This window comes from Cohnella sp. GCM10012308, from assembly GCF_042649185.1.
Classification (GTDB): Bacteria; Bacillota; Bacilli; order Paenibacillales; family Paenibacillaceae; genus Cohnella.
Genome location: NZ_JBHRYU010000039.1, coordinates 1 through 13,500, shown reverse-complemented (window position 1 = coordinate 13,500; position 13,500 = coordinate 1). Strand labels below are relative to the sequence as shown.

10 protein-coding genes and 2 riboswitches are annotated in these 13,500 nt (G+C 60.6%); of the genes, 5 read left to right on the top strand and 5 right to left on the bottom strand.

Annotated elements, in window-relative coordinates; translation table 11 throughout:
• Positions 1 to 72 precede the first annotated feature (72 nt).
• Genes ACFOTD_RS29465 through ACFOTD_RS29455 form a run of 3 tightly spaced genes read right to left on the bottom strand, consistent with a single transcriptional unit; the run spans position 73 to position 3,692 of the window.
• Positions 73 to 1,596 carry a xylulokinase gene (locus ACFOTD_RS29465; protein ID WP_378123538.1) on the bottom strand — a complete coding sequence of 508 codons (1,524 nt, stop codon included), beginning with the start codon at positions 1,594 to 1,596 and terminating at the stop codon, positions 73 to 75.
• Positions 1,597 to 1,613: 17 nt separating this feature from the next.
• Complete coding sequence (locus tag ACFOTD_RS29460; RefSeq protein ID WP_378123537.1) at positions 1,614 to 2,657, bottom strand: alcohol dehydrogenase catalytic domain-containing protein; 1,044 nt, start codon at positions 2,655 to 2,657, stop codon at positions 1,614 to 1,616.
• 15 nt (positions 2,658 to 2,672) lie between these two features.
• Positions 2,673 to 3,692: a Gfo/Idh/MocA family oxidoreductase gene (locus ACFOTD_RS29455; RefSeq protein WP_378123536.1), complete on the bottom strand. Its 1,020-nt coding sequence runs from the start codon at positions 3,690 to 3,692 to the stop codon at positions 2,673 to 2,675.
• 191 nt (positions 3,693 to 3,883) lie between these two features.
• Here ACFOTD_RS29455 and ACFOTD_RS29450 point away from each other — a divergent pair, with 191 nt between their 5' ends.
• Positions 3,884 to 4,684 (top strand): DeoR/GlpR family DNA-binding transcription regulator, encoded by an 801-nt coding sequence (locus ACFOTD_RS29450; RefSeq protein ID WP_378123535.1) that lies wholly within the window; start codon positions 3,884 to 3,886, stop codon positions 4,682 to 4,684.
• Between the two features lie 600 nt (positions 4,685 to 5,284).
• Here ACFOTD_RS29450 and ACFOTD_RS29445 read toward each other — a convergent pair.
• The gene (locus ACFOTD_RS29445) at positions 5,285 to 6,556 is read right to left on the bottom strand and encodes an erythromycin esterase family protein (RefSeq protein WP_378123534.1); all 1,272 of its coding nucleotides are present in this window, start codon (positions 6,554 to 6,556) and stop codon (positions 5,285 to 5,287) included.
• Positions 6,557 to 6,611: 55 nt separating this feature from the next.
• A complete protein-coding gene (locus ACFOTD_RS29440) occupies positions 6,612 to 7,721 on the bottom strand; it encodes a threonine aldolase family protein (protein ID WP_378123533.1) in 1,110 nt (369 codons plus the stop codon).
• Positions 7,722 to 7,834: 113 nt separating this feature from the next.
• Positions 7,835 to 7,940: riboswitch (glycine riboswitch) on the top strand.
• A 3-nt stretch (positions 7,941 to 7,943) separates the two neighbouring features.
• Positions 7,944 to 8,040, top strand: a riboswitch (glycine riboswitch).
• Positions 8,041 to 8,173: 133 nt separating this feature from the next.
• Here ACFOTD_RS29440 and gcvT point away from each other — a divergent pair.
• The 4 genes from gcvT (at position 8,174) to ACFOTD_RS29420 (ending at position 13,180) form a co-directional block, all read left to right on the top strand.
• Positions 8,174 to 9,286, top strand: a complete 1,113-nt coding sequence (gcvT, locus tag ACFOTD_RS29435; protein ID WP_378123532.1) for a glycine cleavage system aminomethyltransferase GcvT — start codon at positions 8,174 to 8,176, stop codon at positions 9,284 to 9,286.
• A 5-nt stretch (positions 9,287 to 9,291) separates the two neighbouring features.
• The gene (gene gcvPA, locus ACFOTD_RS29430; protein ID WP_378123531.1) at positions 9,292 to 10,650 is read left to right on the top strand and encodes an aminomethyl-transferring glycine dehydrogenase subunit GcvPA; all 1,359 of its coding nucleotides are present in this window, start codon (positions 9,292 to 9,294) and stop codon (positions 10,648 to 10,650) included.
• Positions 10,647 to 12,137 (top strand): aminomethyl-transferring glycine dehydrogenase subunit GcvPB, encoded by a 1,491-nt coding sequence (gcvPB, locus tag ACFOTD_RS29425; protein WP_378123530.1) that lies wholly within the window; start codon positions 10,647 to 10,649, stop codon positions 12,135 to 12,137. The genes gcvPA and gcvPB overlap by 4 nt, the downstream gene beginning before the upstream one ends.
• Before the next feature lie 152 nt (positions 12,138 to 12,289).
• Complete coding sequence (locus ACFOTD_RS29420; protein ID WP_378123529.1) at positions 12,290 to 13,180, top strand: deoxyribonuclease IV; 891 nt, start codon at positions 12,290 to 12,292, stop codon at positions 13,178 to 13,180.
• Positions 13,181 to 13,500 lie beyond the last annotated feature (320 nt).

Genomic DNA, 13,500 nt, shown 5'->3' with positions numbered 1-13,500 from the left:
GCGGTCCGGGGTGTCAGCAGGCATGTTTGTTTTATAAGATCTATCGTAAAGCTCTATCTGGAAATTACCCGATCACTCGGCTGCTTCCAGGCTCGCGTACAACGCCTGCATGCCGTCCGCCGTCCGCCGATACCGGCCTGCAGCAACGGCGTACAGGCGATGCTTGCCCGCAGCCGGCTCGATCGCCGCTCCCGGCGCCGCGAAGCGCTCGGCCGCCGCAGCCAGATCCGGGAACAGCCCGACGCCGTGACCCGCGACGAGCGCCGCGCCGATCAGCGCCGTGTCCTCCGCCTGCAGCGGGCGGTACGGAATGCCGAGCGTATCCGCCTTGATCCGGTTGAAAAGCGCGCTGCGCGCGCCGCCGCCGGCGACATGGACGGCTTCATACGCCGCTTGGCCGACGAGACGCTCGAGCGTCCCGAGATAATGCTTATACTCGTAGGCGACCGACTCGAGGATCGCCCGGAACAACGCGCCTTGCTCGTGAGACCAGGCCAGGCCGGTCCAGCTGCCGCGAAGCGCGGGCGTGTTGGGGCAGACGCGTCCGCCGAAATGCGGAACAAACGTCAGGCCGCCGCAGCCCGGCTCCACCGACTCGGCCAGCGCATTCAGTTCGTCGTAGTCCAAGCCGGTCATACGCTTGAACCAGGCAAGGCATTGACCGCCGCCATTGATATAAGCAAGCGGCGTCCACAGATCGGGCAGCGCCGAGCGGGCATAGATCAGCGTCTTGCCCGCGGTATCCGGCCGGTACTCGGCCGTGCAGCAGGACAGCACCGACGCGGTGCCCGCCACGTCGAACAGCAGGCCCGGCCGCGCGATGCCCGCGCCGAGCGTCGCCGCGGCGGTATCGCCAAGGCCCGCCGCGATCGGCGTGCCCGGCAGCAGCCCCGCCGCGGCAGCATGCGATTCGGTCAGGCCGCCGACGATGTCCCACGGCCGGACGATGGCGGGCATCTTGTCGCCGTCGATGCCGAACGCCGACAGCAGTTCATCCGACCAGGCCATCCGCTGTACGTCGGCGAAGCCGGTGAAGTGAAGATGCGTATGGTCGATAAAGGCCTCGTGCGCGCGCAAGCCCGCGAGCCTGCCGGCGACGTAGGCGCTTGGCACGAGGAACTTGGCGATGTCCCGGTAAACCTCCGGCCGCTTCCGTCTCCACCACAATATCTTGGGTCCGTGCGCATAAGTAACAGGACTGCCCGTGATGCCGATAAAAGCTTCCTCGCCCCAGTCCCGGATGAGCGGCATCGCGGCTTCGCAGCGGCTGTCGAGCCAGGAGTCGTAGGGCGTCACGGCATGCCAGTCATCGTCGATGCCGAGCATGCCCGCCATCTGGCCGCCGATGCCGACTGCCGCCACGCGCGTCGGCGAGACGCCCGTTCGATCCATCGTCGAACGGATGGCGGTGACGACCGAGCCGAACATCTCGTCCGGGTCCTGCTCGACCTGCCCGGGCGCGGGACGAATCAGGTTCGAGGGCACGAACGCGCTGCCAAGAATCTGGCCGTCTGCCGCGACGAGCGCGGCTTTGGTCCCCTGCGTGCCCAGGTCCACGGCGATCGCGCAGTTCGAGCGGCTATTGTCGGATGGCATTTAACTCCGTCTCCCCTCTAATCAAACGCGATGACCGTCTTGATGCCCTGCGAGCTGCCGGCGTGGCGGAGCGCCTCGTCGAAGCGGCCGATCGCATAGCGCGCGGATACGAGCTTGCCGACATCCAGAATGCCGCTCGCGATAAACTGCAGCGTCTTGCGGAAATGCGCGTTGTTCGCCTTCGTGCTGCCCGTTACCAGCAGCTGCTTGTAATGGATGACGTTCGTGTCCAGCGCGACGGGCACGCTATCCTTGGGCAGGCCGCCGAAAAAGTTGATCCGGCCGCCCATCGCCGCCAGCTCGACCGCGAGCTGCTGCGCTTCGGGCGACGGATTGGCCGTCACGATGACGTCCGCGCCCCGGCCGCCGGTCTGCGCAAGCAAGCTTTCCTTCAATCCGTCCGCCGGCAGCGCGATGAAAGAAGGATCGATCCGGCGCGCCAGCTCCAGCCGGCCCGTCGATCGGTTGCTCAGGAAAACCCTGCCTGCGCCCGACATTTTGGCCAGCTGCGCATACATGATGCCGATCGGACCGGCGCCGATGATCAGCACGTCGTCTCCGGCGCGGATCGGGCACTGCTCGATCCCGTTGTAAACGCACGACAACGGCTCGTTGACGGCCGCATGGTCGAACGTCACCTGCGCCGGCAGCTCGACGACGTTGCCGAAGCGGAGCGCCTGCTCCGGCACGCGCACGTACTCGGCGAAGCCGCCGTCCATCTGGACGCCAAGCGCCTCGTAGCTTGCGCACAAATGCTGGTTGCCGCGGATGCATTCCGCGCAAATGCCGCAGCCCATGTTGGGCGCAATGCCGACGCGCATTCCGACCTGGTAGCCGGTCGTATGCGAGCCTACCTCGACGATCTCGCCGCTCAGCTCGTGGCCGAGCGTCCGCGGCGATTCCGCCGTAATGCCCGCAAAGCCGTTTTTGATCATCCGCATATCCGTGCCGCAGATGCCCGCGCTTCTCACCTTGACGAGAATTTCCCGTTCGGAGATGTCCGGCATTGGCACCTCGTCCAGCCGGATATCTCCGGGTCCGTACAATCTGGCCGCTAACATATTCGCTTCTCCTCCCTAGAGCTTGACCGGCGCGCCGGTCTTGATCGACGCGTTGCCGGCCTCGACGACGCGCACGGCCATCTTGCCGTCATGTCCCGTCACGCGCGGCGGCCTGCCTTCCAATATCGCGGCGATGAAGTCGGTATCCTCGGCGAGATAGGCTTCCTTGAAAAGCGATCGCCAGCTGTTCATGAACGGCCGGCGGAGCAGCCGGTCCGGACCCGCTATGATCGTCGTCTTCTCATGCGTCTGGCCAAGAAAGATGACGCCTTCGGTGCCGAGAATCTCCACCCGGCTGTCGTATCCGTAGCGGACGGCGACCGCGCCGTCGATGCTGGCCTGCGCGCCGTTCGCGAAGCGGGCGGTGAGCGAGACATTGTCGTAAAAGTCCGGGAAGTCGGCCGAGACATGCCGGTTGCGGTAGTTGCCTCCGATCGCATACACCTCGGACACCTCCGAGCCCGAGAACCAACGGATCGTGTCGATGTCGTGACTGTTGACCTCGGCGAGCGGGCCGTTGCTCTTGGCCAGATCGTACATCCAGGGCATCGGCTGGCTCGGTCCGCGCGTCAGCGACTTGACGAGCACGACTTCGCCGATCGCGCCTTCGTCGATCGCGCGCTTGGCCTCGACGAAGCTCTCGTCGAAGCGTCTCATGAACGCGACCTGCAGCGTGACGCCGGCCGCCTCGCAAGCCGCGATCATTTCGTCGCATTCGCGCTCATTGATCGCCATTGGCTTTTCGCACAACACATGCTTGCCTGCCAGCGCGGACGCCACGACGATATCGCGGTGATAGATCGTCGGCGTCACGACGACGACGGCGTCGATCTCCGCGTCCTCGAGCGCTTGCTTGTAGTCCGTATAGTACCGGTCGATTCCAAGCTCCTTCGCAGCCGATGCGGCCGTTTCCTGGTTCGGGTCGACGACGGCGACGAGTCTTGCCAACGGCACGTTTTTCCGGAAGTTGGCGGCGTGAATCATGCCCGCTCTGCCCGCTCCAATGATGCATACGCCGATCTCTCTTTGCTGCATGAGCCTTTTTCACCCGCTTTTAATAATTAGATGTTTCTTTCGTTTTATTTCACTTTTTCTTATTTCGCCAACAAACAACAATCATTTGCTGTTATATAGTATAATTCACTTGAAGCATGTGCTAGATTGATCATTTTTGCGATCGGATGATTTAATTTGCGATATTCATTCAACCTTAAAGGAAGATGGCCATGAGCGAGGGAAATTCGGACGTCATGTTCGCCGAGGAGCGGCAGGCGGCCATTGTCAGAATGGTTCAGGAGCGCGGGAAGGTGCTCGTGCCCGACCTTGTCGCCTTCTTTAAAATGTCGCCGGCTACGATCCGGGGAGATCTGCGGGATCTCGAAGCGAGAGGCTTGATCAAGCGCACGCATGGCGGCGCGATTCCAAGCGATGCCGCGCCGGTCGGCTTCGAGCTGGACAACAAGGGCAAGACGGTCAAAGACTTGAGCCTCAAGGAAGCGATCGCCAGAAAGGCCGCCGAGCTGGTGGAGGACGGCGATATTATCATTTTGGATGCAGGTCTGACGACCAGAGAGATGTGCAATCATTTGCAGGATAAAAAGAATTTGACAGTCATCGTCAACGATATCGAGATCGCCTCGATGCTGGAACGTCTCGACAACGTGTCCGTCGTCGTCATCGGCGGCATGCTGCGCCGCCATTTCCACTGCACGGTCGGTCCGTTTGCGGTCAAGCTGCTCTCCGAGCTGAACGTGGACAAGGTGTTCCTCGGCACCAATGCCTTCAGCGTCCGCAAAGGCTGCACGACGCCGGACATGAACCAAGCCGAGGTCAAACGAACGATGATCCGAATCGCGACGCAGGTCGTGCTGCTGTGCGACAGCGCCAAGATCGGCAAAAATTCGTTTGTCCAATTCGCGGAGCCCGGCGAGATCGATCTGGTGATCACCGACAGCCGGATAACCGGGCAGCACCTGCGGGAGATGACCGAAGCGGGCATGGAAGTGATGGTCGAACCCGTTCATTGACGTTAGTGACAGAGTCACTTTCTTGCACGTAAACAAACCGCCAGGTGAGTTAGTCCCTGACGGTTCTTTTTGATTTTGGCGGACATCCGGAAAATCAATTCGCGCGGAACGCCTATCGCCGACCGGCTATTCCGCTTGCCGGCTCATCCGGCGATCCATCCCGATGGAAGGCCGCTCATCAGCCGCAACGTTCATAACATAATGCCTGCAAATATACATCCTTTTTCGTCCATGTAGAACCTTTTGAGTATAAAAGATGCGAATATGCATCTTTTTATCTCCATCAGCGCGATTTCCGGCTTGTGCGTTGCATTTACCTGCATATCCGCAGGTATTTTATCTGGCACCGATGGTCGGCAAAAAATACCTGCATAAATGCAGTTTTGGGGCGCAACACATCCGATAAATCTTCGCCACGCCACGCCATGCCGAAAGCGCGCTTACCCGTCCACAAATGTCCGCCGCCCAGGTCCTGCAGCAATAGTCCCGATATTTGAACCGCGCTTTCTCGCTAATAGCTCCCGCAGCCAGCCGGTTCGGCACATGCAGTTCCTTCTCGTTTCGCCTATCCCCCTCCGCCAGGCAGCTCGCCTTGCGGAATTAGGAAAAGGCCGGTTCGACGGCAAGCGGCGCCAGCGCGGAAGTCCGGTCCATGAATATGAACGCGTCGTATCGTTCCGCCAGCATCGTAGGCACGTAATTGCCGCGCTCGTGTTCCGGATGATAAACGACGCCGATCGCACGGTGATCAAGCGGCCGCTCGAGCAGGATCCGCTCGGCATCGTCGAGCATGAGCAGCTTGTCGGCAGGCTCGATGCGGTGAAGCAGCTCCTCGAGGCTTCCGGGCTGCGCGGGCGGAACCTTCATCGCCTCGAATGGCCGCCCCCATCCGCGCCCCGCGATCACGGTGCCTTCATAAGTACCGAAGCCGACAGCATAGACCTCTGCGCCATAAGACTCGCGCAGCAGTTGCCCGACGTTCACCATGCCTTCCTCGGCTATGTCGGTCGCGCGCGCGTCGCCGATATGCGTATTGTGCGCCCAGACGATGGACCGCGCCGCCGGCCCGTAAAAAGCCATCAGCCGCTCGAGAGCCGCGACCATGTGCCGGTCGCGCACGTTCCAGGATTCCGCGTCATGGCGAATCATCGTCCGGTAATAGTCCTCCGCGCCTTTCATGGCCAAAGCATTAAGCTCCGCTGCAAGCGCATCCTCGCGGTCTCCCGCGCGCGCCTCGCGCCATCCGTCCTGCAGTTTGCGCAGCAGCGCGACGACTTCCGCCTCACAGCCCTCGCCATAAAAGTTAGCCGCGATGCCATACTGCTGCTCCTCCCGACCGTGGGGCTCGAAGCATTCAAAGGCGCGCTTGGCCGCCTCCAGGTCCGCGTCGTCCTTTTCCCCGAGGTACTTGAGAATCTCGTCCATCGACTCCCATAAGCTGTATAGATCAATGCCGTAAAAACCCACCTTGTCCTCTTCGGCCTTGCCGTCGTTGTAGACGCGAAGCCAGTCGGCAAACGCCGCGATCTCGCGATTCGCCCACATCCAGGTCGGCCAACGCGCGAAATCCCGCAGCGCTTCGGCAGCGATCGTGCCGGCTGCGTCGTCGCCTTTTACGTAACGGTTCAGCACATAACAGGAAGGCCAATCGCCCTCGACTGCAATGAACTTAAAGCCTTTTTCCACGATCAGGCGCTTGGACAGCTCCGCCCGCTCGGCATAGAACTCGGACGTACCGTGCGAAGCTTCGCCGATCAATACGAATTTGGCTTCGCCGGCCCGGTCCACGAGCGCTTCCGCATATGCGGCTCCGGGAAACGGCGTCGCATGGCGCTCCAAAGCTTGAAGCGCTTCGGATTCATTGTCGCGCATATCGGTCTCCTCCGCTCTTGAGACGAACGCATTCCTGAGGTTAGGATGCGCGTTGTCATTGAGCCCGATACCCACCCTCCTGAAGCTTTTCCCGCAGCAGCGCGAACGCTTCGCGCAATCGCTCCGCCGGGATGTCGGCGTAGCGGTCGCCGATGCTGACCTCATAAGCGCTGCCGCCGTCATCCAGCCCCTTGACCCAAGTGGACAAACCGACGCCGGTCGTCTCGCAAACGCTGCTCAGAACCGATTCCAGCGCTTCCTTCGGCAGATCCGCATGGACGTGGAACATATTGGACACCGGCACCGACGGTACGGTACGTATCGCATCCCCGCAATCGTTGTACAATTCGGCCAGCGCCATCGCTTCCTTGTAATACTGTTCCATTTTGCCGATTCGCAGGTCAAAGTAATAATCCGAGCTGATAATGTATGGATACAAGCTGATCAGATCGCCGCCGTGCCGCCGCTTCCATATCTTCGATCGTTCGGCGAGCGCCGCATTTCCTGCCAAGATCGCACCGGCAATGCCTCCAAGCCCTTTGTAAAAAGATACGTAGACGCTGTCGAACAACGTGCAGAGCTCGGCAGCAGACTTCCCGTAGTAAGGCAATATTTCGAACAGGCGCGCGCCGTCCAGATGCATTCGGATGCCGCGGCTGCGGCAGTAGGCGGAAATTTCCTCAAGCTCCGCATAAGGAGGCAGCTGGCCGCCGATCTCCCGCTGAGGCAGTTCGAGCAACAGGCATGCGACGTCGTCTGCGAGCTGTCGGACGTCCGCCGGACGAATAAGCCGATCGTGATCGGCCAACAGCACGGTCTCGATCCGATGCAGCTCCTTCAAGCCGTCCTCTTCGTGAAGCTCCAGATGACTGAGCGGATGATAGGCGACCTTCCGCTTCCCCGTTTCGTCGCAGTGAATCCGCAGCGCAATCTGCTGCGCCATCGTTCCGCTAGGGAAAAACACCGACTCGGGCTTGCCCAGATAAGCGGCCATTTTCGTCTGAAAGCGCTCGATCGTTTCTCCTTTTCCGTACATATCGCTGCTCGCGTTCCCGTCCGTTCCTTCGAATGCCTCCAGCAACACCTGGACGTTCCGTTTGCCGTGGCCGACGACCGGATACTTGCTGTTTTTAAATGCATCCGCCAAAGTCATGCTGCCGTTCATGTCGAGACCCTCCCTGAATTTTTCGATTTCCTCAGTATAACATGCATTTTACCGTTGACACTTCCTCCCAGACTCATGTATGAATAGACTGTAACGACAAAAGCATAATGCGGATGAAGGCAACGGGAGAGATCGCCCATCGTGAACTCGGAGGCGGCGCCGAAGGAGTAACCCTCTCAGCGAGGAGAATCTCTCAGGCAAAAGGACCTTTGCCGGACGCGACTCTGGAGAGCATTCCGCAGCATGACGCGGGATCACCCACGGGGAAACTTGGTTCCGAGAACGGACCTAAGGTAACTCTCAGGTACAAAGGACAGAGCGAAAAGAGGACGCAGGCAGCTTCGGCTGGGGGCGCGCTTTCTTTTTGCGGCTGTCCTTTTTTGCGTCCGGCGTTACCGACTGAGGCTTTAAAATACCGACCATGGCTTCAATCAAGGAGGCGAGAAACAACCATGTCCGAATTGAAAAGAACCCCGCTCTACCCGATCTATGCCGGGCTTCCCGGCGTCCGTTGCATCGATTTTGGCGGCTGGGACCTTCCCGTGCAGTTCTCGGGCATTCAAAAGGAGCATGACGCGGTACGCCTGCACGCCGGTCTGTTCGATGTCTCCCATATGGGAGAGTTCATCGTGACGGGCGACGGCGCGGAGCGTTTCCTGCAGCGAGTGACGACCAACGATGTCTCGAAGCTGACGGACGGTCAGGCGCAGTACACGCTGATGTGCGACCCGGACGGCGGCGTCGTGGACGACCTGCTCGTCTACCGGATCTCGGCGGACCGCTACATGGCCGTCGTCAACGCCTCCAACATCGACAAGGATTTTTCGTGGATGCAAGCTCATCTGCCGGGGGACGCGTCGCTCGAAGACGCTTCGGACCGCTATGCCCTCCTCGCCCTTCAGGGCCCTCGCGCAGCCGATATTCTCCAGATTGCCGGTGCGACGCCGGACGTTTTGGCGCTCTCTTCCTTCCACTTTAAAAAGGATACGCCGCTCGCCGGCGCAAGCGCCCTGATCTCCCGTACGGGGTATACCGGCGAGGACGGATTCGAGATCTACGTCCCTGCCGCGCACGCAGGCGACGTCTGGCATGCGCTGATGGCGGCGGGTGAACCGCTCGGACTGTTGCCTGCCGGTCTCGGCGCCCGCGACACGCTCCGCTTCGAAGCGCGCCTGCCGCTGTACGGGCAAGAGCTGTCCGACACGATCACCCCGCTGGAGGCGGGCGTCGGCTTCTTCGTCAAGCTGGACAAGGAAGACTTTATCGGCAAGGACGCGCTGGTTAGACAGAAGGAAAAAGGCTTGCCTCGCAAGTTGGTCGGCATCGAGCTGATCGACAGAGGCATCCCCCGCTCTCACTACCCCGTATTCGCGGGAGACGAACGGATCGGGGAAGTAACGACGGGGACGCAGTCTCCGACGCTGAAGCGCAGCCTGGGCCTTGCCTTGGTCGACGCTGCTTACGCCGCGATCGGCACCGAGGTCGAAGTCGAGATTCGCTGCAAACGGCTGAAAGCCGAAGTGATTAAAACCCCTTTTTACAAGAGAATGCCTAAGGAGCGATGAACCGCATGCCTAATCTCCATCGATACATCCCGATGACCGAGCAGGACCAGGCCGATATGCTGGAGACGATAGGCGTCCCCTCCATAGAGGGGCTCTTCCGCGACATTCCGGAGGCCGTCCGTTACCGCGGCACGCTGCCGATGTCCGGCGCGCTCGACGAGTTCTCGCTGCTGGAGCATATGAAGGAACTGGCCGGGCGCAATGCCGATACCGACCGTTACAAGAGCTTTCTCGGCGCCGGCATTTACGACCATCATCTCCCCGTCGTTATTAATCACATGATCTCCCGATCCGAATTTTATACCGCTTATACCCCCTATCAGCCGGAAATCAGCCAAGGCGAGCTGCAAGCCATCTTCGAATTTCAATCTTACATTTGCGAGCTGACCGGCATGAAGGTCGCCAATGCGAGCATGTACGACGGCGTTACCGCCCTCTCCGAAGCGGGCGCGCTCGCCGCCGGCGCCACCAAGCGCAAGCAATTGATCGTCTCCCGCGCCGTGCATCCCGAAGCGCGCGAAGCGCTCCGTACGATGGCCCGTGGGCTCAATCTGGACATTGCCGAAGTCGGCTGCGCGGACGGCGTCACCGATCTGGACGCGCTGCGCCTAGCCGTCACGGCCGACACGGCCGCCGTGCTCGTCCAGTCGCCGAACTTCTTTGGCGCGATCGAGGATCTGGCCGCGATCGAGCCGATCGCCCACGGCGTCAAGGGACTGTTCGTCGTGAGCGCCAATCCGCTGGCGCTCGGCCTGCTCGAGACGCCGGGCAAGCTCGGCGCCGATATCTGCGTCGGCGACGCGCAGCCGCTCGGCATCTCGCAATCGCTCGGCGGTCCGACCTGCGGCTTCTTCGCCGTCGCCGAGCCGCTCATGCGCCGGATGCCGGGCCGCATCGTCGGCCAGACGACCGACATCGACGGCAAGCGCGGCTTCGTGCTGACGCTGCAAGCCCGCGAGCAGCATATCCGCCGCGAGAAGGCGACGTCCAACATCTGCTCCAACCAGGCGCTGCTCGCCCTGTGCGCTTCCATTTATCTGTCGACGATGGGCAAGCAAGGACTGCTGGACGCTGCGCATCTGAACCTGCAGAAGGCGCATTATGCGGCCGGCGAGCTGACGAAGCGCGGTTTTACGCTGCCGTTCGGCAGCCCGTTCTTCAATGAATTTGTCGTGAAGCTGCCGGCTGGCGTTTCGGTTAAAGAGACGAATCTGAGACTGCTGGAAGCAGGCTTTCTCGGCGGTTACGACCTGGGCGTTGCGTATCCGGAGCTGGCAGGCCACATGCTGGTCGCCGTTACCGAAAAACGCACGCGTCAAGAAATCGAGGGCTTCGTGAGCAAACTGGAGGAGGTGGCCATATGACCGCATCGATGAATGCAGGACCAGATAAAGTGCCAACGGAAAAAGCATTGATCTTTGAGCTGAGCAAAGCCGGACGCGTCGCTTATTCGCTGCCGCCTTGCGACGTGCCCGAGGTTCCGGCTGCCGAGCTGATACCGGCCTCCATGCTGCGCGAGACGCCGGCCGCGCTGCCCGAAGTGTACGAAGTCGACGTGATCCGCCACTATACGGAGCTGTCCCGCCGTAACTTCGGCGTCGACAACGGCTTTTACCCGCTCGGCTCCTGCACGATGAAGTATAATCCTAAAATCAACGAAGATACGGCTCGCCTCGCAGGCTTTGCGAAGATCCACCCCTACCAGCCGGAGGAAAGCATCCAGGGCGCGCTGGAGCTGCTATACACGCTGCAAAACGACCTCGCCGTCCTCACCGGCATGGACCAAGTGACGCTCCAGCCGGCCGCCGGCGCACACGGGGAATGGACCGGCCTGATGATGATCCGCGCCTATCACGAGAGCCGCGGCGAGCGTCGCACCAAGGTTATCGTGCCCGATTCCTCGCACGGCACGAACCCGGCGAGCGCGACGGTCGCCGGGTTCGAGACGGTCACGATCAAGTCCGACGAGCGCGGCATGGTCGACCTGGCGGCGCTGCGCGCGGCGGTCGGCAGCGACACCGCGGCGCTTATGCTGACCAACCCAAGCACGCTCGGCTTGTTCGAAGAGCAGATCGTCGAGATCGCCGCGATCATACATGAGGCGGGCGGCCTGCTCTATTACGACGGCGCGAACTCCAACGCGATTATGGGCATCACCCGCCCGGGCGACATGGGCTTTGATGTCGTGCACCTGAACCTGCATAAGACGATGAGCACGCCGCACGGAGGCGGCGGACCTGGCGCAGGCCCCGTAGGGGTGAAGAGCAGGCTCATCCCCTTCCTGCCGAAGCCGATCGTCGCCCGCCGCAAAGACGGCACGTACTACTTTGACTACGATCTCCCCGAATCGATTGGTCGCGTCAAAGCGTATTACGGCAACTTCGGCATCCTCGTTCGCGCATACACGTATATCCGGACCTATGGACCGGAAGGCTTGCGCCGCGTCTCCGAGTGCGCCGTTCTCAACGCCAACTACATGATGGCACGACTAGCGCCGCACTACGAGATTCCGTATCCGGGCGTGTGCAAGCACGAGTTCGTCATGTCGGGCCGTGGCTTGAAGCCATTCGGCGTACGCACGCTCGACGTCGCCAAACGCCTGCTCGACTTCGGCTACCATCCGCCGACGATCTACTTCCCGCTTAATGTCGAGGAATGCATCATGATCGAGCCGACCGAGACCGAGAGCAAGGAGACGCTCGACGGCTTTATCGATACGATGATCCGAATCGCCGAGGAAGCCCGCACAAACCCGGAGCTCGTTCTGAACGCGCCCTACAACACCGTCGTTCGCCGTCTTGACGAGACGACCGCCGCCCGCAAGCCGGTGCTCAATTGCGCTTGCAGCTAAATCTATGCTTGACCGACGCGCAGCCCTCCTTTTCAAGGAGGGCTGCGTTTTTGAATGATTTGACATTGGACCGGGAGGTCCCGGCGTTTTATGATAAAGGTTAACATAACTTATTTTTAGTATTCGTACTTCCAAGGAGGCGTATCGCAGGCATGTCCTTATTACTTGGCTCGCACGTATCGATGTCCGGCAGCCGCATGCTGCTGCAAGCCAGCGAGGAAGCGGCCTCGTACGGCGCGAATACGTTCTTGATCTATACTGGCGCTCCCCATAACTCCCGGCGCAAGCCGATCGAAGCGCTGAATATCGAGCTCGGCAAGGCCCATATGCGGGAGCACGGCATCTCGAACATCGTCGTTCACGCACCGTTTATCATCAATCTGGCCAACACGATCTCGCCGCGAACGTTCGAATTCGGCATCGAGCTGCTGCACGAAGAATTAGTGCGTACCGAAGCGCTCGGCAGCCGCCAGCTTGTCCTGCACCCCGGCTCGCACGTCGGCGCCGGCGCGGAAGCGGGCATCGCCCGTATCGTCGAAGGTCTTAATGAAGTGTTGTCCGAAGAACGCGACGTCCACGTGTCGCTCGAGACGATGGCCGGCAAAGGTACCGAGTGCGGCAGAAGCTTCGAGGAGCTGGCCCGGATCATCGATGGCGTCGCGCACAACGAGCGCTTGTCCGTCTGCCTCGACACTTGCCATATCCATGACGCCGGCTATGATGTCGCTGCCGACTTTGACGGCGTCTTGGATGCATTCGACCGCATCGTCGGGCTGGATCGGCTTCAAGTGCTGCATATCAACGATTCCAAGCATGAGCGCGGCTCGCGCAAGGACAGGCATGAGAATATCGGACATGGATTCATAGGGATCGATGCCCTCCGCTATGTCGTCCATCATCCCCAGCTCCAGGGCCTCCCCATGCTGCTCGAGACGCCGTCGATCGGGGCAAAAAAGTACGTCAACCCGCCTTACAAGCACGAGATCGCGCTGCTGCGCGGCGAAGTGGACGAACCCGTCGTTAAAACGGCTGATGCGTCCTAAACATGGAAGATCCCCCATCCGATAGCCGCTCAAAAGGGTGGCCGATCGCCTATGTTCTTCCTTTCAACGCATTACCTGCAAATATACATCTTTTTACGCCAATGTCGCCCCTTCAGCACAAAATACCTGCGAATGTGCAGGTAATTTCCTCCATCCCCCTGATTTTCGGCTTCCGCTTTGCATTTGCCTGCATATTCTCCTAGGCCCCCTAATCAAATTGGAGTCCCTCCCTACAATGTTTTAAACTAGGGATAAGGGAGATGAGCGGGATGGGAAAAAGGTTAAAGGAAGAAACACGGCTTAGAATTGTTAAGGAAGCA

Bases quoted from the DNA above. Each gene is read 5' to 3' on its own strand.
- ACFOTD_RS29445 (WP_378123534.1), bottom strand. From the start codon at position 6,556: ATGCGCGACAATGAATCCGAAGCGCTTCAAGCTTTGGAGCGCCATGCG.
- gcvPA (WP_378123531.1), top strand. From the start codon at position 9,292: ATGCCTAATCTCCATCGATACATCCCGATGACCGAGCAGGACCAGGCC.
- ACFOTD_RS29440 (WP_378123533.1), bottom strand. From the start codon at position 7,721: ATGAACGGCAGCATGACTTTGGCGGATGCATTTAAAAACAGCAAGTAT.
- ACFOTD_RS29450 (WP_378123535.1), top strand. From the start codon at position 3,884: ATGAGCGAGGGAAATTCGGACGTCATGTTCGCCGAGGAGCGGCAGGCG.
- ACFOTD_RS29460 (WP_378123537.1), bottom strand. From the start codon at position 2,657: ATGTTAGCGGCCAGATTGTACGGACCCGGAGATATCCGGCTGGACGAG.
- gcvPB (WP_378123530.1), top strand. From the start codon at position 10,647: ATGACCGCATCGATGAATGCAGGACCAGATAAAGTGCCAACGGAAAAA.
- gcvT (WP_378123532.1), top strand. From the start codon at position 8,174: ATGTCCGAATTGAAAAGAACCCCGCTCTACCCGATCTATGCCGGGCTT.
- ACFOTD_RS29420 (WP_378123529.1), top strand. From the start codon at position 12,290: ATGTCCTTATTACTTGGCTCGCACGTATCGATGTCCGGCAGCCGCATG.
- ACFOTD_RS29455 (WP_378123536.1), bottom strand. From the start codon at position 3,692: ATGCAGCAAAGAGAGATCGGCGTATGCATCATTGGAGCGGGCAGAGCG.
- ACFOTD_RS29465 (WP_378123538.1), bottom strand. From the start codon at position 1,596: ATGCCATCCGACAATAGCCGCTCGAACTGCGCGATCGCCGTGGACCTG.